General features: G+C 44.5%; 20 protein-coding genes. 13 read left to right on the top strand and 7 right to left on the bottom strand.

The window, feature by feature from the left end:
• Positions 1-330 precede the first annotated feature (330 nt).
• Genes CDH51_RS14730 through CDH51_RS14715 form a run of 4 tightly spaced genes read left to right on the top strand, consistent with a single transcriptional unit; the run spans position 331 to position 2273 of the window.
• Positions 331-822 carry an RNA polymerase sigma factor gene (locus tag CDH51_RS14730; protein ID WP_100629250.1) on the top strand — a complete coding sequence of 164 codons (492 nt, stop codon included), beginning with the start codon at positions 331-333 and terminating at the stop codon, positions 820-822.
• A complete protein-coding gene (locus CDH51_RS14725) occupies positions 815-1237 on the top strand; it encodes a hypothetical protein (protein ID WP_100629249.1) in 423 nt (140 codons plus the stop codon). The genes CDH51_RS14730 and CDH51_RS14725 overlap by 8 nt, the downstream gene beginning before the upstream one ends.
• Before the next feature lie 4 nt (positions 1238-1241).
• On the top strand, positions 1242-1772 hold the full coding sequence (locus CDH51_RS14720; RefSeq protein WP_100629248.1) for a DUF4252 domain-containing protein: 531 nt from the start codon (positions 1242-1244) through the stop codon (positions 1770-1772).
• A 24-nt stretch (positions 1773-1796) separates the two neighbouring features.
• Positions 1797-2273: a DUF4252 domain-containing protein gene (locus tag CDH51_RS14715; protein WP_100629247.1), complete on the top strand. Its 477-nt coding sequence runs from the start codon at positions 1797-1799 to the stop codon at positions 2271-2273.
• 51 nt (positions 2274-2324) lie between these two features.
• Here the strand turns inward: CDH51_RS14715 and CDH51_RS14710 are convergent, their stop codons facing one another.
• Positions 2325-2606: a DUF427 domain-containing protein gene (locus CDH51_RS14710; protein ID WP_100629246.1), complete on the bottom strand. Its 282-nt coding sequence runs from the start codon at positions 2604-2606 to the stop codon at positions 2325-2327.
• A gap of 434 nt (positions 2607-3040) precedes the next feature.
• Between CDH51_RS14710 and CDH51_RS14705 the strand changes: the two genes are divergently transcribed.
• The gene (locus CDH51_RS14705; protein ID WP_100629245.1) at positions 3041-3604 is read left to right on the top strand and encodes a hypothetical protein; all 564 of its coding nucleotides are present in this window, start codon (positions 3041-3043) and stop codon (positions 3602-3604) included.
• Positions 3605-3665: 61 nt separating this feature from the next.
• Here the strand turns inward: CDH51_RS14705 and CDH51_RS14700 are convergent, their stop codons facing one another.
• The 4 genes from CDH51_RS14700 to CDH51_RS14685 form a co-directional block, all read right to left on the bottom strand.
• The gene (locus CDH51_RS14700) at positions 3666-3914 is read right to left on the bottom strand and encodes a DUF7218 family protein (protein WP_100629244.1); all 249 of its coding nucleotides are present in this window, start codon (positions 3912-3914) and stop codon (positions 3666-3668) included.
• A 190-nt stretch (positions 3915-4104) separates the two neighbouring features.
• Positions 4105-4674 carry a flavodoxin family protein gene (locus CDH51_RS14695; protein ID WP_100629243.1) on the bottom strand — a complete coding sequence of 190 codons (570 nt, stop codon included), beginning with the start codon at positions 4672-4674 and terminating at the stop codon, positions 4105-4107.
• A gap of 88 nt (positions 4675-4762) precedes the next feature.
• Positions 4763-6496 carry a M14 family metallopeptidase gene (locus CDH51_RS14690; RefSeq protein ID WP_198514323.1) on the bottom strand — a complete coding sequence of 578 codons (1734 nt, stop codon included), beginning with the start codon at positions 6494-6496 and terminating at the stop codon, positions 4763-4765.
• A 13-nt stretch (positions 6497-6509) separates the two neighbouring features.
• Positions 6510-8102, bottom strand: a complete 1593-nt coding sequence (locus CDH51_RS14685; RefSeq protein ID WP_100629242.1) for a M14 family metallopeptidase — start codon at positions 8100-8102, stop codon at positions 6510-6512.
• A gap of 197 nt (positions 8103-8299) precedes the next feature.
• Between CDH51_RS14685 and CDH51_RS14680 the strand changes: the two genes are divergently transcribed.
• The 7 genes from CDH51_RS14680 (at position 8300) to CDH51_RS14650 (ending at position 15585) form a co-directional block, all read left to right on the top strand.
• Complete coding sequence (locus CDH51_RS14680) at positions 8300-9130, top strand: universal stress protein (protein ID WP_026947767.1); 831 nt, start codon at positions 8300-8302, stop codon at positions 9128-9130.
• 6 nt (positions 9131-9136) lie between these two features.
• On the top strand, positions 9137-10375 hold the full coding sequence (locus CDH51_RS14675; protein ID WP_100629241.1) for a cation:proton antiporter: 1239 nt from the start codon (positions 9137-9139) through the stop codon (positions 10373-10375).
• A gap of 98 nt (positions 10376-10473) precedes the next feature.
• Complete coding sequence (gene hemH, locus CDH51_RS14670) at positions 10474-11502, top strand: ferrochelatase (RefSeq protein ID WP_100629240.1); 1029 nt, start codon at positions 10474-10476, stop codon at positions 11500-11502.
• 87 nt (positions 11503-11589) lie between these two features.
• Positions 11590-12348, top strand: a complete 759-nt coding sequence (locus CDH51_RS14665; protein WP_100629239.1) for an alpha/beta fold hydrolase — start codon at positions 11590-11592, stop codon at positions 12346-12348.
• 8 nt (positions 12349-12356) lie between these two features.
• Complete coding sequence (locus tag CDH51_RS14660; RefSeq protein ID WP_100629238.1) at positions 12357-13067, top strand: SAM-dependent methyltransferase; 711 nt, start codon at positions 12357-12359, stop codon at positions 13065-13067.
• 3 nt (positions 13068-13070) lie between these two features.
• Positions 13071-14141, top strand: a complete 1071-nt coding sequence (locus CDH51_RS14655; protein ID WP_100629237.1) for a dipeptidase — start codon at positions 13071-13073, stop codon at positions 14139-14141.
• A 97-nt stretch (positions 14142-14238) separates the two neighbouring features.
• Positions 14239-15585 carry a PEGA domain-containing protein gene (locus CDH51_RS14650; protein WP_100629236.1) on the top strand — a complete coding sequence of 449 codons (1347 nt, stop codon included), beginning with the start codon at positions 14239-14241 and terminating at the stop codon, positions 15583-15585.
• A gap of 46 nt (positions 15586-15631) precedes the next feature.
• Here CDH51_RS14650 and CDH51_RS14645 read toward each other — a convergent pair whose 3' ends face one another.
• Together CDH51_RS14645 and metK are read right to left on the bottom strand one after the other, a co-directional pair.
• Positions 15632-17803 carry a bifunctional alpha,alpha-trehalose-phosphate synthase (UDP-forming)/trehalose-phosphatase gene (locus CDH51_RS14645; protein ID WP_100629235.1) on the bottom strand — a complete coding sequence of 724 codons (2172 nt, stop codon included), beginning with the start codon at positions 17801-17803 and terminating at the stop codon, positions 15632-15634.
• 261 nt (positions 17804-18064) lie between these two features.
• Complete coding sequence (gene metK / locus CDH51_RS14640) at positions 18065-19318, bottom strand: methionine adenosyltransferase (protein WP_100629234.1); 1254 nt, start codon at positions 19316-19318, stop codon at positions 18065-18067.
• A 196-nt stretch (positions 19319-19514) separates the two neighbouring features.
• On the opposite strand from metK, the gene CDH51_RS14635 reads away from it, so the two are divergent.
• On the top strand, positions 19515-21167 hold the full coding sequence (locus tag CDH51_RS14635; protein ID WP_100629233.1) for a DUF885 domain-containing protein: 1653 nt from the start codon (positions 19515-19517) through the stop codon (positions 21165-21167).
• Positions 21168-21203: the final 36 nt, after the last annotated feature.

Raw genomic sequence — 21203 nt, 5'->3', positions numbered from 1 at the left:
TGAAATATCCAGTTGGGGAAGCTTCAGGTTATATTCTTCCATCAATTCATAAGGGTGAAAAAGATGATAAATCGGTCATGCCCAACTGTAGACAATCTATTGTCGGCTAGTGCTAGTGATGCTATGCAAACCGAGAGACCTCTCACCAAGAAAGCAGTCTGGAGATTGCATTTGTATCAGCACAAGTCATGAGACTTGCGCTAATGGTGAGGCTAGCGGTGCTATATAATTCGGGTGACTTACGCTAATCATGAGATACCTTTTACCCGAACCCAAAAAATTTTTACAAAAAATTGTAACCTTTAGATTCTTCAAGCATCACCTACACAAATGAATTCATTTTTTGAGGGACATATCTGGCCTTTGCGCGGAACGCTATTTCGAATGGCCTTCCTCTGGGTGAAAGACCGGGCACTCGCCGAAGATCTCCTTCAAAATGTGTTTGAAAAGTCCTTTCGGCGAGAGCAGGATCTTCAAGAGCATCCTAATCTGATGGCTTGGCTAGTTCGAACGCTTAAAAATGAAGCATTGATGCACTTTCGAAAAAACGGAAGAGTGATCTCGCTGGAAGGTGAAATTGAGCCAAGTGTGGAGCCTAAGGAGCCAGAAAAAGGAAATGAGCAGCTTTCCCAACTGATGCAATTAGTAGCAACGCTTCCGGAAAAGCAGAGAGAAATCTTTCAGTTGAGGGAAAGCGAAGGCCTGACCTATGAGGAAATTTCAGACTATCTGGAAATCTCCATCGAGCAGGTGAAAGTAGGCCTTCACCGGGCTAGAAAGAGGCTCCGGGAAGAGTACCTAAAAGTGAAAAACCATGAATGAACGAATTGAAAAACTTCTGAGTAGCTACTGGGCTGGAGAAAGTACCCTCCAGGAAGAAGCCGAACTTCGAGAACTTCTGAAGAAATCAGATGGATTTGAATCGGAGAAAGCTTGGTTTGCTGAATTGGAAGACTTCTCAAAAGAAGAGCCTAACAATCTCCAAAAGCCAAAAAGAACCAAAACAGCAAGCCTCTCCTGGATGGGTTGGGCCGCTTCTATACTCATCCTGATCGGGACCTACTTTGGCTGGCAGGCCTATGAGCGCCAACAAGAAGAGCAAGCCTATCAGGAGGTCATGGCTGCCCTGTCTCTTTTCCAAGAAAAATATTCCGAAGGACAGCAGCAGCTTCAAAAAATGAATGATCTCAAATACCTCAATACCACCAATGAACTCTTCGAACCACTAGAAAAATAAAACCATGAACAGAATCATACTCCTATCCCTCCTATTCTTTGGAAGCATCCTCACTTCTGTGGCTCAGGATGACGCGATCCAGCGCTTTTTTTCCAACTACATGGAGGACGACCGCTTTAGCCGAGTCTATATCTCACCAAAAATGATGCAGATGGCCGGAGGCTTCCTGAAAAACAACGCCGAAGAAGCCGAGTCCCAAGACCTGGGAGAGCTAATCCAAAAAGTCCGTGGAATTCGAATTCTGTCTTCCGATGAAGTGGACGGCATGACTATGTACAAGGAAGCCTACAGTTCCCTGACCAAAAACAAATACGAAGAACTGATGGATGTCCAAGACAAAGGATCCAGCTTAAAGTTCCTCGTCCGAGAAGAAGGTGGACTGGTACGCGAGCTTTTGATGATATCAGGTGAAAAAAGTGAATTTACCTTGATGTCTCTCTTGGGAACTTTCACCTATGAGGAACTCAATATGCTGGCTGACAAAACGAATATCCCCGGTATGGATCAATACGGAAAAGGAAACAAACAGAAATAAAAACTAAAACAACTACTATAAATTATGAAAAAGTTATTGCTTGCTATCGCCCTTTTTGGATTTGTTTTGACTGCCCAAGCCCAAAGCAAATCTGTCCAGGCACTTTATGAAAAGTATAAAGGACAAGAAGATTTCTTCCACATGGAATTGGGAGGCAACTTCATGAATTTCGCCGAAGGTTTCAAAATTGATTTGGATGAAGATGACATGGCTACGGTAGCCAAGTCCATCGAGAAACTCAACTTCTTCAAGCTGCCCGAAAATGCCGACCGAAGCGGTGCAGAATACAAGGCATTAAAAAAAGGGCTGGAAAAAGAGGGCTATGAATTACTGATGGAAATGGCCGACGAGGGTGAAATCCGGGTTTATTCCAAAGGAAATAAAACGATCTCGGACCTGGTAGTACTCGTAGGTGGCGATGAGGGAGACCTGATGGTCGTCGAACTCAAAGGAAGCTTTGCGCAGGAGCTCGTAGCTGAAGCGATGAAACAAGCGAAATAATAACAAACTGTATTTCTACTTATTTGAAAAGCAGCTTTCATGAGCTGCTTTTTACTTTTCCACCTTTACCCCTTTCCAAAAGGCCACCCTACCTTTGATCTCAGAAGCAGCGGGTTTTGGATCGGAATAGTACCAGGCCGCATCTTTGTTTAGCTCTCCATCTACGACCAAGCTATAGTAAGATGCTTGTCCTTTCCAAGGACAAGAGCTCTTCGTCTCCGAAGGTTTTATAAAGTCAGATTTTACCGAATCAAAGGGGAAGTAATGATTCCCTTCCACTACGACCGTGTCATTGGATTCTGCGATTACTTGATTGTTCCAGATGGCTTTCATATCGTTCTTTTTTAAGTAAAACACCACCTAGCGCAAAAAAGATTGAAAAAATTTTTATTCGATACAATCGATTGCGAAATATGGATATGAGTAATTGATGTAATGACATGATTTTGAATTTTTCGAATTGACAGAATTTTATTTTTCATTTTGTAATAAAAACAGATCAGAAAAGATTTCGCAATCGATAGCGACAAACAATTATTGTATTTTCAATTTTAAGGTAAAAAAATTAACGAATATCAAATAATTATATATTTTCATTGAAACATTTTCATTTTTAATACCGTTTGGTACCTTTGTAATGTCATTCGAAAACAAATCGAACAGAACCCATCAGACCCGATGGAACACGTAACCCAAAATACCCCCTCGAATGGATGAGCCATTCCCGGGTTACAATCAAATTAGAACCTATTAAACCAATTATTAAAATGAAAAAATTAATGACCATGCTTTTTGTTGCCGGGATGGCAACGGGAGCCTTTGCCGCAGGAGCGGAAAAATCAGTCGAGATCATTCATTCTGCGACTGCAAAAGTAACAGTAGCTATGACGGAAGCGCCTAGCAGCACCGTCATTGTCAAAATCAAGGATGCTGAAAACAGACTGGTTTTGAGAGATCGTATTACCAAATCAGAAGCTTTTGCAAAGCGCTACGATCTAAATGCCCTACCAAAGGGAACTTACTCTGTCGAAGTGACCGATGAGAGCGGTGTATTGCGCACTACTTCCTTCCAAAACTTCGTTACCGAAAAGCCATCTGTGTATTCAAGAGTATCCAAAGTAGAAGATAACAAATACCGCTTGCTAGTCAGCAACTTGGCCGACAGTGCCTTTACGGTATCAATCTATGATGGAGACAACTTGATCCACAGTGAAAAGGTAAGTGATGCACAAGGTCTTCACAAGATTTATAACATCGAGCAGCCAAATGCTGCCATCAGTTTCCGAGTGACTACAGAAGGTGGATTTGATAAGTATCTATCTGCCCTTTAAGAAAAAGTGAACCAACTATATTTCAAAAACCCCGCTCTGGGTCTGAGGCGGGGTTATTTTTTTACCCTTTCCGAAGAGCCTCGATCAACTCTTTTTTATTCATGCTACTTCTTCCCTCGATACCGATAGATTTAGCCTGCTTGTAAAGTTCCTCTTTGGTTCTTTCTTCATAGGGTTTTGCCTTACCGCCTTTTTTACCTGAGTCCTCCGTATTGGCTATTCGGGCAGCCTTTTCCTGACTCATCCCTTTGTCGCGGAGTGCTTCGTATTGTTCCTCATTCTTGATACTTGGTCGCTTTTCTTTAGCCATGATATTTCTTTTTGGTACTATTATTCCAACTGACTGAAAGTATTTTCGTTCGTTTCATGATTGGGATAAGGTTTTGAAATTAATCGAAGAATACCCTGTCTCGAGTTGTTTTAACTCCGAAAAAGCTCAGGCAGAAAGACAAAAAATCAAAATCAATTTGGTAGAGAGATGCCAAATTTTGTCACGAATTCTAATGAAATCTAAGGACAGTCTCTGCTACTCTCTTTCCCAAACCTTTCCCTTTTTCCAGAAAAATCTGATCCATACTAGACTTCGAATCAAAAGGCCCTTCTCCGGTGATTGCCGAAGCACCAAATGCGGATTCTACCGCATCTCCTCCCACCACAATCATCCCATGAATCAGCATGCTATGCATCAAGTTAAGCATCACCAGCTCTTCTCCGGTAGATATTCCTCCTCCTGTACTGAACACCGCACCAATCTTATCCCGTAGTGGCCTACCATCGAAAGGCCAGGAATTGATAAATTCTTGTACCGGCGGAGCGATATTGGCATTGTAAACAGGAGAACCCAGAATGATAGCAGAAGCGGTGAGCAAATCATTTGTTTGGACTTGGTCTAGCGGTAAAAGCTTAACCTCCACGCCTACTACGGATTGCGCGCCCTCTGCTATAGCTTCCGCCAATTGTTGGGTATTTCCAGACTGGGAATAGTAGGTGATTAAAATCAAAGGCTTTTCCTGAGCAAAAAGAGTTTGAGAGACAAAGATCAGAGATAGGAAAAGGAGTAAGTTTCGCATGCTATCGTATTTGAAATAGATCTAAAAGCTAAAAAAAATCCCCGAATCAATCGACTCGAGGATTTTTCAAATCAATTAAGCTCAATTCTTATTTGCTCCAGCTAGCTTTTCCACCTTTGGCGGAATCTACGCTGATGCTGTAATTAGAAGCAGAGGAAACAATCCATCTCACCTTCACTGCACTCATCCCGGGGATGTTATCCACCGCAATGCGCTCCGGTCTAAGTTTCTGCTCTTGATATCGCTTGAAGTCTTCATTTTCTACCACAAAGCCTGCTACTACTTTAGCTCCCGAAATGGAGACATAGTCAGGCCGCTCGATTTTATACTTCAAATCTTGAGAAGAGTGTGTTGGCATCATCCGCTCATTGAAAATCGTAGCGGTGATAGCCTTTAGTCCTCCACCCAAATCTTCCTCCTTCACATCCATCACTGATAGTTTCGGCGTGTGATAGGCATGATAAATGGTAAAAGCTGAGTTTCTATGCGCATCCTGCTCCATCAAGAAGCCTGGATGGGCCCGACCAAAGGTTTTCTTAAAACCACCAATCTCGATCTCCCCATATTGTGGGTGCTCGTAGCTTTCCCAATCCACAAAAGCATCTCCAAAGGTCAGCAACTGATCTACTTTGAGTTGCTCTTCCTGATTGCCCCTACCGGCATTTTGATGGAAGTAGAGATAGGAAATCATCAACTCATTAGAATAAGTAAACACTCCACGATTACCATAAAACCAATCCAGTTCCCCTCCAAATACAGAATAAAGGTCCTTGTAAACGGTCAGGTATCGATAGCCTGGCATCATTTCTTCACCTTTTTTGGCAATGGCATCATAGATGCGGATATCCTCTCGGTTGTAGGTATTCACATCCTCTTCGGCTCCAGGCCCTCGAAGAATCATTCCCCCATAATTGTGGTAACTCTGTGCCCCGGCGATATTGGGATGCTTCATCACAAATTCCATCACAGATCGGTTTTCTGGAAGTGTGAAGGGATAGCGCATGGCTCCTCGCTGAATGTAGTCCGGCTGCCAATTCCAGCCCCAGTCACGATTCGGATCATAGTAGCCGACATCATCATCATTGATACGTCCATCACCGTCAAGGTCAGTCCCTTCCTGACCGAGCATTTCATAGTCCCCCACTTGATCAGGTCCTACCATCATCAGCCTTCTTGGGTCCAAAGGATCCTTGATATAGCGACCAGTCGGTGACTTTCGAATCATCATGGTAATGTGACCATCCCCGTTCAGATCATCCATCTCATCCTCAGCTGCCTGACCATCCCCATCATTATCCAAAGGAATGACCCCGGATCGAGGGGTATTTTGGGTGTTTGGTTTTAAGAAGAAGTCATTCCGAGCATCCGGATTGATAGTCGGTGTGATGTAGAACGTTTTGTCTCTGAGGAGCTCCTGGATAAACTCGGTATCGGCATGCATCTCGGTCAGATACCAAGCAGAATAGAGCGCAAATTCCGCCCCTTGAATCTCGTTGGAGTGAATATTGCCGTCGATCCACATGGCAGGCTTATCGGTATCCTTTCCTGCAGAAAAATCTGTAATGGTCAAGGTCATAATATCCCGACCTTCGTAGGACTTTCCGATAGATTCGATTTTCGCCAGGTTGGGATGTGCTTTAGCAATCTTCTGCATCACATCCACGAGACCTTCATAGGTGTAGTAGCGATTCCAGGCTACCTCTACCTTGGGCATGTGCGGAGATCCCACCGCTTTGAAAAACTTTTGCTGTGCGCTTGATTCGATACTTGCCAGACTCGCTGCGCCCAAAGCCAAGGCAAGGATTGTATTTTTAATGTTCATCGTTTTCATGGCTTTAGAGTTTGAAAGTTGCATTGATGAAACCCGCATGAGGAGCACCGGCTTTGAAGCTGACATCTCCTTTTCCACGGATGATCCAACTTAGGCTGGCTTTTCCATAGGCATCAATAGAGTCAATCAACTGGATTTTCTCCCCAGAGATCAATCGATCTGAACCCGCATTGAGGTCCACTCGGATTTTTCTCAGCCATCGCGAACGCTCGCCCATTTCTGAGTGGGTTGGTAGCGGTGCATTGTTAAACAGATCCAATGAAATTCGCGTCAAGCCATTTCCAATGGATTCGATTTTGAGGTTTTGCACTTCCAGATTCGGCTGCATTTCTGCTAGCTTGAGGATAAATTCTGTATGCTCTTCCGCTATTTCATCTACCTTTTCGTAGGGAGGATTGGCCATCACAAAAGGCTTGACCCCTCCTACTTCTACTTTTTTACCTGGAAAATCTGGATGAGAAATCTCCGTCCAAGGCACAAAAACATCATTCCATCCTAGAGAGTCTGCCCATGCCAGGTAATTGGCTTCAGCGTTTGACTTGCCTTTGAATTCAGGTGTCCAATACCCCGGTGTACCAAAGCTCAAGCGAGCAAAATGGAAATATGCCCACTGAAAGAAATCTCCGTCTGTTCCCTGATTAGTTTGCTGAAAAGCTTTTTGTGAAACAGTGCTCTTGTACATTTCTGAGACCATGGCATTGATAGCTTCGTCTTTCTGCAAAATGGACGTCACCACTCGCTTTCTGGCATTTTGCGCATTGTACTTCAGCGGGGAAGAGAGATTGTTGGCAGGAGAAAAGGTCACAAAAGCGAAAATATTCCACTGCTCAAAAAGGTAATCAAGCATCGCTCTTGTCTCCGGCTGCGAAACCGGAATATCTCCAGCTAAAGGTTCGAAAACCGGGAATTTGTAGGTCATGGATTTATTGAAAGCTATTCCCTCTTTCAGATCCTCTGCAAACTTTCCATCTAGATCTTCATCCTTACTTTCTTTGAAAACTAAGTACTGTCCAGCCTCGCCTTTGCTGCGATCAGCTTTGACCAACACACGCTCATCTTCATCAGAGACCTTGTAGTCTCCCATCGGATCCTCCACACGCATCCAGGTGATGAAACCGTCTCCATTGAGGTCGGTGTAGCCATTGTCTCCGGGCGTACCATCCCGGTCATGATCTACAGCAGCAGCATTGCCGCGTCGCTCGTACTTCAGCCCCGCATGATATTGCTCATAGGCATCAGGCGACATATTTGGGAAAATATAGAAAGTGGTCTCTTCCAAAGCTTCAGCATGCTCACTGACTAATCGCTCTGCAAACTGCGTGGCCAATTCCACACTCAAGACATGAAAACCTTCCACTCCACCGACGACAGCGATGGCCGGCTTTTGGTCCATATCACCGGTCCCGACTTTTAGAACCCAAACATCCTTACCGCTTGAGGTTTGCCCGAGTTTTTGAAGGTTGGCATTGGCACTCGAGCCAATTTTTTGAAGTCGCTGCTCCAGCTGTGAAAGTGTAGGATAATCGCCTTGGGCCCAAGCTGACCCGGCGACAGAAACACTTCCAGCAAGCAGGCAGCTGAAAAGAAATTTTCGCATAAACTAATGGGATTTAATTACAGGTGAATTCGATCATCACTGCCTAATTTTATCAAAATATATCCAGATAAGCACCAAGACTTACTTCTGATAGCCCAAAAAAGCTTGAATGGAGAAAAGAAATGATAAATGGGTAGAAAATTTTAATTGGACGCAAGCTGAAAATTTTATTATTTAGTCAAAACTCCCCGCGTCTTATGTACACTAAAATAGCTTTGGCCATTGCCTTTTCCCCAAGAATAGAGGCCTTGATTGCCGAGGTCAAACGGCTAGTCTTGCTTTTTGACACTGAATTGTTGCTAATTCATGTGGGCACTAAAACGCCTCAATTGGAAGAAAAGCTCGATCAGCTTTTACAACGCCATGGCTGCGACAAGCTACGAATCAAAGTATTGTGGCTTGAGGGAAAACCTGTCAAAATGATTCTCAAGGCCTGTGAGGAAGAAAAAGTGGACTTGCTAGTAGCAGGAGCATTGAAGCAGGAAGGCCTATTCAAGTACTACATGGGAACAGTAGGAAGAAAAATCATCCGAAAAGCTCCTTGCTCCGTTTTGACTTTGATCGAGCCAAAAGTAGAAACTTCTGAATTTTCGCGGATTGTCATCAATGGGACCCAGCTGGAGTTTACTCCACAAGTAATCGAACAGGGACTGGAGTTTTCCAAAATTGTAAAGGCTGACTTAGTTTCTATTTTGAATGAAATAAAACTTTATGGCCTCCAAATGGGTACAGCAGGAGAAGATTCGGAAGATGAAATCTCCCAAACCCGCAGACGACTCGTCCAAAATGAGATCGAGTACGTAGAAAAAATCATCGACAAACTAGACAAGGGAAATTTGAAAATAAATATCAAGGTAACCGGAGGTAAGTGGGCCGTAGAGCTGGCGAGATTCTGCGAAAAGACAGATGCCAACTTACTCGTGGTTGGTGATGATCGCCGACTAAACTTCTTCGACCGACTCTTTCCTCACGATCTCGAAGAACTACTCAGTACCTTACCTTGTAATCTTCTCATCGTCAAAAAGTAAACCTCCATGGAAACTTTGAACCATAAGGAGGTTATCAATCTCCTGTTACAAATTGCTGCCATGCTCATCATGGCAAGAGTCTTCGCAGAGATCGCCAGGCAGCTTAAGCAACCTGCCGTGGTGGGCGAAATACTAGCAGGTATTATTCTAGGTCCCACCATTTTGGGAACCCTTTTCCCCGAATTTCACACCTATCTCTTTGCCGCTAATCCAGAGACAACAAATATTGCCCTCGATGGCTTTGTGCAGATTTCAGTGGTCCTTTTGCTGTTCATTGCAGGCTTGGAAGTGGAGTTGCAGATCGTCTGGAGTCAGGGAAAAAACGCCCTACAAATCGCGGTCGCATCGATGGTCTTACCTATCATTGCAGGTTTTGTGGTGGCTTATGCCTTCCCTGAGTTTCTCGGGGTCAATATCAATGACCGAATCGTAGCATCCACATTTTTCGGCTTAGCCATTAGTATTACAGCCCTGGCTGTAGTCGCACGGGTTTTGATGGACCTCAACCTTTTCAAAACCCAAACCGGCCTACTAATCATAGCAGGAGCGATGATTGTCGATGTATTGGGATGGATTGTATTTTCGGTTATCCTTTCGCTCTCCGAAAGCAGCAGTGGTGGCTTGGGCGTTTGGCCAACGATTGGCTTGACACTCTTGTTTACTCTGGTAATGCTCACTGTCGGAAAAGGACTAATCAACAAAACCTTGCCTTGGGTCAATAAAAAACTCGCATGGCCCGGTGGCCTACTTTCACTTTCCCTGGCCTTGTGTTTCCTTGCCGCATCCTTTACCGAGTTTATCGGAATCCATGCAATTTTTGGAGCATTTATCATTGGTGTGGCACTGGGGGACTCTGATCATTTGACAGAAAAAGCCAAAGAAATTCTCCATCAGTTTATCAATAATATTTTCGCCCCGATCTTCTTTGTTTCCATCGGATTGAAGGTGAATTTCATTGAAAGCTTTGACCTAGGAGTCACGGGAGTTGTGGTGGTAGTAGGATTGCTGACCAAATATTATGGAGCCTACATCGGTGGGCGATTTGCCGGAGTGGGAAGAAAGCAGTCCATCATCACAGGTTTTGGATTGAGTACCCGAGGAAGTATGGATATTATTTTGGGATTGATTGCCTTGGAGTACGGACTGGTGTCTGATTCGCTCTTTATCGGACTGGTAATCTTGGCCTTAGTATCGAGTATTGCCTCTGGTCCATTGATGAAATGGGCGGGAAATCTCAAGATTTAACAGCTTTATCAATCCTTCATCAATTTGTTCTATTGGTTTGAATTAACTTTCAGGCTTAATTTTGAGTTGTAAACACTCACCGATTTACCAAACCAATCATGCCAAAAGCACAGAAAATTGGCGTTTTGCTCGTCAATTTGGGAACTCCGGACAGTACTGCCACCGGAGACGTACGTAAATACCTTCGCGAATTCTTGATGGACGGGCGTGTCATTGACTTTCCTTTCATCCCCAGATGGATGTTGGTCAATCTGATCATTGCTCCTTTCAGAGCACCCAAATCTGCCAAAGAATATAGAAAACTCTGGACTGACCGAGGATCACCCTTGCTTTTCCATACAGAAGACTTGCGGGATAAATTGATCCCCAAACTCGACCCGGATAAGTATCTGGTGAAAATCGCCATGCGCTATCAGAGCCCAAGTATTGAGCAAGGACTGAATGAACTGATGGCAGAAAAAGTACGAAAAATCATCGTCTTACCCCTTTTCCCTCAGTACGCTTCGGCTACCAATGGCTCCGTGATCGATCGGGTCATGGAGATCGCTCGTGGCTGGCAGATTATCCCAGAGATCTCATTCATCAGCAACTTTGTGGAGCATCCACTCTTTTTGCAAGCCTGGGAAGAATTGGGACGGGAAATGATGGAAAAAGGAGACTACGAGCATTTTGTCTTCTCTTACCACGGTTTGCCAGAGCGACAGATTCGCAAGGGCTCGGTAGACAACTACTGTAAGCTGGGCTCCTGCTGCAATAAATATGGGGCAAAAAACCAATTCTGCTATCGGGCACAGTGCTTCCAAACCACCCGACTGGTAGCCGCGAAGCTCGGACTACCTGAGGAAAAAGTGACGACCTGCTTCCAATCCCGACTCGGAAATGATCCATGGGTCAAGCCTTACACCGAGGATGTCATTAAAGAATTGGCTGGAAAAGGAATCAAAAAAGTATTAGTCTTCTCTCCAGCATTCGTAGCCGACTGTCTGGAAACCACCGTCGAAGTGGGTGAAGAATACAAGGAGGAATTCGAGGAATTGGGCGGAGAGCACTGGGACTTGGTTCCAAGTCTCAACTCCAACGACACTTGGATAGAATGTGTCAAAGACCTGATCGAAAGCCGAAGTTAATCGGCTTTCGATTTTTTATTTGAAGCCTTCAATTGATTTTAAGAACTTGGATTCTCAAATCCAGCCGCAAATAAAACTCTTTAAACGATGAAACTTAATTTCCGAAAATCCGGATCCGGTCAGCCTCTCGTGATTCTTCATGGACTCTTTGGGTCTGCAGACAACTGGTTTTCCATTGCCCGGGAACTGGAAAAGGACTTCACGCTTTACCTAGTAGATCAACGAAACCACGGTGACTCCCCTCAGGATGAGGAGTGGAATTACAGTGTCATGGTAGAGGACTTGAAAGAGCTTCTGGATGACGAAGGTTTGAGTGAGGTGTTTTTAATGGGTCACTCCATGGGCGGTAAAACGGCTATGAATTTTGCCATCGAATATCCTGACCGGGTAAAAAAACTGATTGTTGCCGATATTTCACCCCGCTACTACCCTGTACATCATCAGAAGATTTTGGAAGGCTTGAACTCCATCAAGCTATCTGAAATCCACTCCCGAAAGGATGCGGATGATCAACTCGCTCAATATATTTCCATCCCTGGAATCCGACAGTTTTTGCTCAAAAGCCTCGGTAGAGACCGGACTGGTTTTTATTGGAAAATCAACCTTCCCGTGATTACTGAAAATATCGAAGAGGTAGGAAAAGCATTGGATGAAGATGGTAAATATGAAGGTCCAACCCTTTTTCTAGCAGGAGGAAATTCAGACTATATTCAGCAAAGCGACCTGCAGGACATTCTCCATCATTTCCCTAATTATGAGGTGGAATTTATCGATGGAGCAGGCCATTGGCTGCATGCGGAAAAGCCTGCTGAGGTGATCGAAGAGGTAAGGAAATTTTTGAAATAATTGAACCCATGCCCCAAGGAAAGCTTTTCTTAATCCCCAATGTGCTGGCTGAGAACACAGCCGAGCAGGTCATCACCCCACAGGTGAAGGAGGTGATCGCCCACACAAAAGTTTTCCTAGTCGAAAATCTCCGAACTGCCCGACGCTATATTTCCAGTCTGAAACTTGGCGTCAATCTCGAGGAAGTCCACATGGAAATCCTCGATAAAAACACTCCTCCCGAATCCATCAACCGATTGCTTCAGCCCCTCTTCAAAGGAGCTGACATAGGAATCATCTCTGAGGCAGGTTGCCCGGGAATAGCTGATCCGGGGGCTTTGGCTGTCGCCCATGCACATACACGGGGAATCCAAGTTGTACCCCTATCCGGTCCAAGTTCCATGTTTTTGGCTTTGATGGGTTCTGGTTTTTCGGGGCAATCTTTTGCTTTTCATGGCTATCTGCCCATTGACAAAAAGGAGCGAGCTGCTGCTTTGAAAAAGTTGGAAGCAGAGTCGCTAAGGGAAAAGCGAGCCCAGATTTTCATGGAGACACCTTTTCGCAACAATCAACTGTTGGAGGATTTAACACGAACCCTTTCTCCCCAAACCAACCTTTGCATCGCCAAAAATCTAACAGCCAAAGATGAGCTGATCCAAACCAAAAGCATTCAGGATTGGAAGAAAAATCCCATCGATCTACATAAAATCCCCACTGTTTTTATCCTTCAAAGTTTCTAAGCCATGCTGACCATCGATGCCCATTTAGACCTGAGTATGAATGCCATGGAGTGGAATCGGGATCTCACCCGACCTGTCTCCGAGATCAATGCACGGGAGGAAGAGCTTACCGACAAACCCGATCGGGGAAATGCGGTGGTTTCGCTTCCAGAGCTAAGAAAAGGTAATATCGGCTTGGTCGTCGCCACACAAATTGCCCGCTTTGTCGCACCGGACAATTCCCTTCCAGGTTGGCATTCGCCTGAGCAAGCTTGGGCTCAGACTCAAGGACAGCTTGCCTGGTATCAAGCCATGGTCGAAAAAGGAGAAATGCGGCAAATCAAAAATTGGAAGGAGCTTGAAACTCATCTCGAGATTTGGAATGCAGCCAGTGACAAAAGCAGGGAGCCTGTAGGTTTTATCCTTTCCTTGGAGGGAGCTGACTCGATTGTCAATCTTGATTACCTGGAAAAAGCATACGAATATGGATTACGGGCTTTGGGTCCTGCCCATTACGGGCCGGGTCGCTATGCTCATGGTACCGATGCCTCGGCTCCTTTGAATGCGGCAGGAAAAGACTTGCTTCGAAAAATGGATGAACTGGGAATCATCCTGGATGCCACGCATTTATGTGATTTGGCATTTTGGGATGCCTTGGAGATTTTCAAAGGGCCGATTTGGGCCAGTCATAACAACTGCCGGGCTTTGGTCGATCACAATCGTCAATTTTCGGATGAGATGATCAAAGCCTTGATCGACCGGGGAGCGGTAATCGGAGGAGCCTTTGATGCCTGGATGCTGAGTCCGGGATGGGAAAGAGGAAAAAGCACTCCAAAGGAACGAGATGTGAGGATTTCTACCGTTTTGGATCACTTGGACCATATCTGTCAGATCGCAGGAAATGCCAACCATATAGGAATTGGTTCAGATTTGGACGGGGCTTTTGGATCAGAGCAGTCTCCTTGGGATTTGGAAACGATTGCTGATTTGCAGAAAATCCCGGATTTACTTTTGAAAAGAGGCTATTCAAAAACTGATATCGAAAAGGTCATGCATGGCAATTGGTTGGATTTTTTAAAGAAAAATTGGTCTTAAAAACCAAAGAATTGCACAAATCTATAAGGTGATGAGTTGCATAAATTATTCTTATTGAATTTATTGCAGTCTCAATCCCCAACCTCCAAAATTAATTATGAAACAACTTTACCTTTTACCCCTGTTGCTACTGGGGTTATTTGTATTTTCCAATTCACAAGCTCAAAAATTAACCATTACCGCCAACCATTCAGATGCCAAATTCATTCTTTTGAACGATTACGATGATTCCGAAAAACAAGAACTCGGAACTGGTACCATTGAATACAAGTTGGAGAAAAACCTAAAAAATCGAATCAAAATCTCCAAGCCAGGCTATCAACCTGTCATCAAAGAATATGACAAGGACCTTAAATGGGATAAAGATCAGAATGTGGTTTTGGATGTGAGACGAGTCGATGTGACCGCTGAACCCTTTGATGCTGAAATTTTTGTAGATGGAAGAAGAATTGGTACCAAAGCCATTTTCGTAACCATCCCCAAGGACAGATCGGCGACGATCGAAGTGAGAAAACCGGGGTTTGCTCCTTTGACACGAACTTACTACAACTCTCCTGATCGGGAGACTCCACCGATTCGGGACTATTTCGAATTGAAGGACCGACAGGTACGGGTAGAAGTTCAGCCAGCTGATGGATCAGTGACTGTCAATGGAAATTTGGTCGGAAAAGGAAATCAGGATGTGAATGTCCCAAATGGTGACTGTGTAACGGTTACCGTGAGTAAGGATGGATTTGTGGAGTATGAGCGAGTTTATTGCAACAAGCCGGGAATTGATCCAGAGCCGCCTACCCGAGAGACCGTTGCGTTGGAAGAAAGACTGGTTCGAATCAATACCGTACCTAGCGATGCTGCGATCGAAATTCAAGGACAGCGAATGGGATTAGGAGCGTACGACGTCAAAATACCCAAAGGTCAATGTGTGCGGGTGACAGTCAGCAAAGATGGCTTTGTCAAGTATTACAAGGACTATTGCAATCAGGCAAACCGAAACGAGCCTCCTATTCAGGAAACTATAGAAATGGCAAGAGATCAGGCCTATGATAACTCAGTTTCTTCCGACCTTGCCAATGTCCGGATTACGGTCCCAGTTGATTCTGCTTACTCTGCAGAGGAAGCTTGGAGGATACTTTCATCCATCGTCACCAGATACTTTGACATCCTAGAAACTGTGGATTTCAATACGGGCTATCTGACTACTTCTTGGCAAGTTGAGAATTTCAATTCAGCGGTGATTCGTACCCGCGTCATTGTGAGTTCGGGAGGAAATTCAGATCAATTGGCCTATGCTGTGAAGCTGGTGAGTCAAGCGGCTGAACTGAATGACCCGAATCGCACCAAGGAAGTCATCACAGTAAAGGATGATGAATATTTCCGAGATTGGTCAAGAATCATGATCAAATACCAAGGTTTAATCGAAGAAATTCAAGCCAGAATTCAATAAAAAAAGCCCCGAATTTTAAAAATTCGGGGCTTTTGCTTTTCCTTATTCAAATCAACTTACCCAAGAGATTTCTCACCTGTCGGAATGATTTGATATTGTAATTAGCCTGCGTGTAAGCATATCCCACACGTATAGTATAGGCACTTTTTGGCATGACTTTGAAAGTGTCCTCATCGGTCCAGTCATCCCCTATTGCTAGGATAAAATCATATTCTTGGCCTTTCATCAAGGCAGTGGCAGCCCGTCCTTTATTGATATCAGGTCGCTTGATTTCTAGCACCATATTTCCTTCCAGCACCTGCAGATTATGACCACGAGCCATATATTTCAAATGGCTGAAAAGTTCGCGCATTCGCAGGTCTCCCAATCCGCTTTCTACCTTGCGATAGTGCCAAACGAGGGAATGATGCTTTTCCTCAATAAATGCTCCAGGAGTCCGCAAAACGTAGTATTCCATAACGGATCGAATATCATCCTTCCAACTATCATCCACATCTGCATAGAGCTCCCAATCCCCTTTATTCTCTTTTCGCTTGACCCATACTCCATGTTCGGCAATCATATCGATATTTTGACCTTTGAACCAAGTTCCCAAGGTGTCCTTATCTCTTCCCGAAATGATTACTACCTGGGCTTTTTCACTAAGTCCTTTGACAATGGCTTTGAGTTCGGCGTCTGGCTTGGCATCCTGTGGATTGGCCACAAAACCTGTCAATGTCCCATCATAATCCAGGAATAGCACCGGGTTTTTAGCGGACTTGAAGGATTTTTCAATTTCATTAATCACCTTGGTGTCTACATCTTTCGAGGTAAGTTCGGCCTGCTTTTCTTTCACATGCTCAATTCGGTCCATGAAGACCTTCACCCACTGGAAGATGTCATACTTTTTCAGACTGGACTGAAGGGAAGCGATTCGTTCCTTTTGTTCCTTCGGATCCATAGTCAGCGCATCGTAAATCGCATCTACCACTCCTTGCTGATTATTGGGGTTGACTAAAACCGCATCCTGAAGTTCCTTGGATGCTCCAGCCATTTCTGAAAGAATCAAAACGCCCGTTTGATCTGTCCGGCTCGCCACATATTCCTTGCAGACGAGATTCATCCCGTCCCGAAGGGGTGTAACCAAAGCAATATCTGACATATTGTAGAAGGCACTCAGCTCTTCGAATGGAAAACTTCGATAAAAGTAATGAACCGGAACCCAGTTCAAAGTAGAATACTCCGAGTTGATTCGGCCTACCAGTAAATCGATTTCCTCGCGCAACTCTTTATAGGATTGAACCTTGTCTCTACTAGGCACCACCACCATAATCATGGATACTTTTCCGTGGAGTTCCTTATGATCTTGCAAAAGCTTGGTGAAAGCATGCAGACGCTGAGGAATTCCTTTGGAATAATCCAATCGGTCAATCGTAATGATCAACTTTTGATCTCCTACCTGCTTGCGAAAATCCTGGACAATGCGCTGAGTTTTCCGGCTTTTGGCCTGCTTGGCAAACTTATCATAGTCAATTCCCATCGGGAAGGAATCCACATTGATGATTCGATTCTCTGCCTGAATGTACCCGCTTTCGCTGGAAAGGCCCGTGATTCTACCCACGGCGCTTAGGAAGTGACGCATATCATCATAGGTATGGAAGCCAATCAAATCCGCACCGCAAACCCCTTCCAAAAGTTGTTTTCTCCAGGGAATCATCCGAATGATCTCATAGGAAGGGAAAGGAATGTGCTGAAAAAATGCAATCGTAGCATTGGGGAGAACCTCCCGGAGCATTTGCGGAAGCAGAAGCAACTGATAATCGTGCACCCAAATGGTGTCATCCGCATCTGCCTTCTTCAAGATGGCATCACAAAACTTCTGATTGACGCGCACATAAGCTTCCCAATGATCGGGATTGTAGCTCATGTATTGGGTAAAATAATGAAATGCCGGCCAAAGTGTCTCATTACTGAAACCTTCATAAAACTGCTCTACATCTTCCCGGGTAAGGAAGACGGGGGCCATTTTCAAATCGTGTAATTCAAGAATAATTTCTGCCCGCTGCTCGGGATCTTCGACCGTATTTCCTGGCCAACCTATCCAGATATTTTCACCGGATTTGTAGATGGAGCCAAGGCCGGTAGCTAATCCACCTGCCGAGGGTTTGAACTCAAAACGGCCATTGCGGTGACGAAGAGAAATAGGAAGTCGGTTGGATACAATTATGGTTTTTGCCATAGTAGGTTTTAGGTTAAAAACATGAAAAGGGTTTTTCCCTCTTTAGAAAAAGGTGATATGCCTAAATATAAGGAAAATGAGCGGGAAAGGGAATTGAAACTCGTATTTCACAAAACCTTAATCTCAAAAAGAAGGCCCTCTTTCATGAAATTTCAACAATTAAAATAAGTTTCTGACATAAAGGATGATCTTAGGTATAATGGCTTTAAAAAGGAAAAACCCCAAGTTTCCTCGGGGTTTTAAGCTTATTCAAAGCAAAAATCAAATTCCAAAAGCTGTCTTAATCCGATCCACAAAATCCAGCTTCTCCCAAGTGAAGAGTTCTACATCCAATGTAATTTCGTCACGGTACGGCGAGAAGAATGTCTTGCTGACTACCTCACTTTGTCTGCCCATATGTCCATAAGCAGCCGTTTCTTCATAAATAGGATTGCGAAGCTTTAGTCTTTGCTCGATGGCATAAGGTCGCATGTCAAAGAGTTGCTCGATTTTCTTAGCGATTTCCCCATCGGTCATACCCACTTTTGCGGTGCCATAGGTGTTCACATAGATCCCCATCGGTGCAGCCACTCCAATCGCATAGGATACCTGTACCAGCATCTCGTCAGCCACTCCTGCTGCTACCATGTTTTTGGCAATGTGGCGGGTTGCATAAGCTGCTGAACGGTCTACCTTGGAAGGGTCTTTTCCGGAGAATGCTCCCCCACCATGAGCGCCTTTTCCACCGTAGGTATCCACGATGATCTTTCTTCCGGTTAAACCGGTATCTCCATGAGGTCCACCGATCACGAATTTGCCGGTAGGATTGATATGGTATTTGATATCGGAGGTGAAAAGCTTTTGAATATCTTCAGTCAGCTGAGCTTTTACTCTAGGAATGAGTTTAGAAATCAGATCTGATTTGATTTTGGCCAGCATGGCTTCCTCAGTATCGAAATCATCATGCTGAGTCGAAATGACAATCGCCTCGATCCGCTGTGGCACATTGTCATCGCTATATTCGATGGTCACCTGAGCCTTAGAGTCTGGACGTAGGTAAGTGATATCGCTGTTTTCACGACGCATAGCAGCCAACTCGCGAAGAATTCGATGGGAAAGATCCAAGGCCAAAGGCATGTAGTTCTCAGTTTCATTCGTCGCATAGCCAAACATCATTCCCTGATCACCTGCACCTTGCTCTTCAGGATTTTGGCGTTCTACACCTTGATTGATATCGGCAGACTGCTCGTGAATGGCAGAAAGCACACCACAAGAATTCCCTTCAAACATGTACTCACTCTTCGTGTAACCAATTCTGTTGATCACGTCACGAGCAATTTTTTGTACATCCAGGTAAATATCGGATTTCACCTCCCCAGCCAAAACAACCTGTCCTGTGGTCACCAGGGTTTCGCAGGCCACTTTAGAACTCGGATCAAAAGCCAAAAAGTTATCAATCAGTGCGTCGGAAATTTGGTCAGCAATTTTGTCCGGATGCCCCTCAGACACTGACTCTGAGGTAAATAAATATGCCATAAATCTAGATTATTGATGCGTTTTTCAATGGTGCCCAAAATTAGTGGAACTAGGGGAAATAAAAAACCTCAACCGAAACCTTATCCTATTTTCTGATCAGTGGAAAAGGAAGACCATGATCGATAATCCGAACTTCTCAAATCTTGCATTCTGGAAAAGGAGCACTTATCTTTCCTACATCTATCCTTAAAAACTCATGCGAAGCCTTCTATCCTTTCTTTCCCTTCTTTTTGCAGCACTCTTTTTCAGTTGCCAAAACACTACAAATTCACCTGCTGAACTCAGCCAAAAACCAGCTTCTTATTCGGATTTGGAAACACTCTTTACTGAATGGAGGGAATTTGAGAATCCCCCCTTGCATGAAGGGGCTCCAGACTATCGAAAAGTTACCTTTGAGCAACGCATGCCTGATTTTGAAAAGCTGCAAAGCAAGCTAATTCAAATGGATACCTCAGGCTGGAGCATTCCTGAGCAGGTAGATTGGAGGATTGTTTGGGCTGAAATGAATGGCTTTGATTTCAATAATCGAATCCTGAAACCCTGGGAGCGAGACCCGGCATTTTATAAGTCCATTTGGATGGAGCGAAGTGATGTACCTGACCATGAAGGACCGACCCATCATGGAGTAGTGGAGGTTTGGCAGTATTCTTTTCCTTTGGAATCAGGAAAAAGGGAAGAGTTTTTGGAAAAAATAAAGGCAGTTTCCTCCCTGAATACCCAGGCGAAAGAGAACTTGACTGGAAATGCAAAAGAGCTTTGGGCTGCTGGAATACCTACCATCAGTCAACAGGTTCAAGACCTAAAGGAAATTTTGGGTTTCCCTGGGGTGAAAGAAAATCAGGAATTGACCCAAGCCATTGAAGAAGCAACTAACTCCACGGAGGACTTTGTTAAGTGGCTGGAAGAAGAGGCTACCAAGAAAGACGGGCCTTCGGGAATCGGGAAAGAGAATTACACTTGGTATCTCCAAAATGTGCATTTAGTACCCTTAACATGGGAGGATGAGGTGATGATTCTCAAGCGAGAATTGGCAAGAGCTTGGAGTTCGCTAAAACTGGAAGAACATCAAAACCGGAACCTTCCTCTCCTAAAGGCAGCCAATACTCCGGAGGAATTTGAGCAACTGACCGAAAAGTCCATTCAGAAAATGATGGAATTCTTAGAAAAAGAAGAGATTTTGACTGTAAAGGATTATTTCGAACCAGCTTTACGCGAGCACAGAGGCAGCTTTGTGCCTGAAGAAAAGCGGAACTTCTTCACCATCGGGATGCATATTGATCCCTTGCCTTTATATTCACATTTTTACCATTGGTTTGAACTGGCGATTATGGACAACGATCCGCATGAAAGCCTGATTCGAAGAGGACCGCTTTTGTATAATATTTTCGACAGCAGAAATGAGGGAACAGCCACAGCCGTTGAGGAGATGTTTATGGATGCGGGGTTGTATGAAGATTCGCCCCGCTCTCGGGAGATTGTGTACATCATGATAGCGCAGCGAGCGGCGAGGGGCCTGGGTTCACTTCATGCCCAAGCCAATGAGATGACGATGGTGGAAGCAGGGGGAATTCATTCGAATTACACTCCGAGAGGCTGGATGAAGACGGAGAAAGAACTTCTGCTTTTTGAGCAGCACCTCTACATGCGTCAGCCTGGCTACGGTTCGAGCTACATCACCGGAAAATACCTTTTGGAAAATGCTTTGGCTGACTTTGCCAGAATTAAAGAAGAAAAAGGAGAGGAGTTTCGGCTCCGGGACTTTTTTGATCAGCTGAATGGGATTGGAAGTATTCCGATAGCCTTGGGGCATTGGGAAATGACGGGAGTGGATCCGATGGGAGAGAAATAGTATTTCAAAGGGTCATTGGTGTGAAATCACATTTTA

Origin of the sequence: Algoriphagus formosus (genome assembly GCF_002807035.1) — a bacterium.
Classification (GTDB): domain Bacteria; phylum Bacteroidota; class Bacteroidia; order Cytophagales; family Cyclobacteriaceae; genus Algoriphagus; species Algoriphagus formosus.
The sequence above is the reverse complement of the archived record's forward strand: the minus strand, read 5'-3'. Positions and strand labels throughout refer to the sequence as shown.

Coding starts and splice junctions, on each gene's coding strand:
- CDH51_RS14730 (WP_100629250.1), top strand. CDS start 331: ATGAATTCATTTTTTGAGGGACATATCTGGCCTTTGCGCGGAACGCTA.
- CDH51_RS14725 (WP_100629249.1), top strand. CDS start 815: ATGAATGAACGAATTGAAAAACTTCTGAGTAGCTACTGGGCTGGAGAA.
- CDH51_RS14720 (WP_100629248.1), top strand. CDS start 1,242: ATGAACAGAATCATACTCCTATCCCTCCTATTCTTTGGAAGCATCCTC.
- CDH51_RS14715 (WP_100629247.1), top strand. CDS start 1,797: ATGAAAAAGTTATTGCTTGCTATCGCCCTTTTTGGATTTGTTTTGACT.
- CDH51_RS14710 (WP_100629246.1), bottom strand. CDS start 2,606: ATGAAAGCCATCTGGAACAATCAAGTAATCGCAGAATCCAATGACACG.
- CDH51_RS14705 (WP_100629245.1), top strand. CDS start 3,041: ATGAAAAAATTAATGACCATGCTTTTTGTTGCCGGGATGGCAACGGGA.
- CDH51_RS14700 (WP_100629244.1), bottom strand. CDS start 3,914: ATGGCTAAAGAAAAGCGACCAAGTATCAAGAATGAGGAACAATACGAA.
- CDH51_RS14695 (WP_100629243.1), bottom strand. CDS start 4,674: ATGCGAAACTTACTCCTTTTCCTATCTCTGATCTTTGTCTCTCAAACT.
- CDH51_RS14690 (WP_198514323.1), bottom strand. CDS start 6,496: ATGAACATTAAAAATACAATCCTTGCCTTGGCTTTGGGCGCAGCGAGT.
- CDH51_RS14685 (WP_100629242.1), bottom strand. CDS start 8,102: ATGCGAAAATTTCTTTTCAGCTGCCTGCTTGCTGGAAGTGTTTCTGTC.
- CDH51_RS14680 (WP_026947767.1), top strand. CDS start 8,300: ATGTACACTAAAATAGCTTTGGCCATTGCCTTTTCCCCAAGAATAGAG.
- CDH51_RS14675 (WP_100629241.1), top strand. CDS start 9,137: ATGGAAACTTTGAACCATAAGGAGGTTATCAATCTCCTGTTACAAATT.
- hemH (WP_100629240.1), top strand. CDS start 10,474: ATGCCAAAAGCACAGAAAATTGGCGTTTTGCTCGTCAATTTGGGAACT.
- CDH51_RS14665 (WP_100629239.1), top strand. CDS start 11,590: ATGAAACTTAATTTCCGAAAATCCGGATCCGGTCAGCCTCTCGTGATT.
- CDH51_RS14660 (WP_100629238.1), top strand. CDS start 12,357: ATGCCCCAAGGAAAGCTTTTCTTAATCCCCAATGTGCTGGCTGAGAAC.
- CDH51_RS14655 (WP_100629237.1), top strand. CDS start 13,071: ATGCTGACCATCGATGCCCATTTAGACCTGAGTATGAATGCCATGGAG.
- CDH51_RS14650 (WP_100629236.1), top strand. CDS start 14,239: ATGAAACAACTTTACCTTTTACCCCTGTTGCTACTGGGGTTATTTGTA.
- CDH51_RS14645 (WP_100629235.1), bottom strand. CDS start 17,803: ATGGCAAAAACCATAATTGTATCCAACCGACTTCCTATTTCTCTTCGT.
- metK (WP_100629234.1), bottom strand. CDS start 19,318: ATGGCATATTTATTTACCTCAGAGTCAGTGTCTGAGGGGCATCCGGAC.
- CDH51_RS14635 (WP_100629233.1), top strand. CDS start 19,515: ATGCGAAGCCTTCTATCCTTTCTTTCCCTTCTTTTTGCAGCACTCTTT.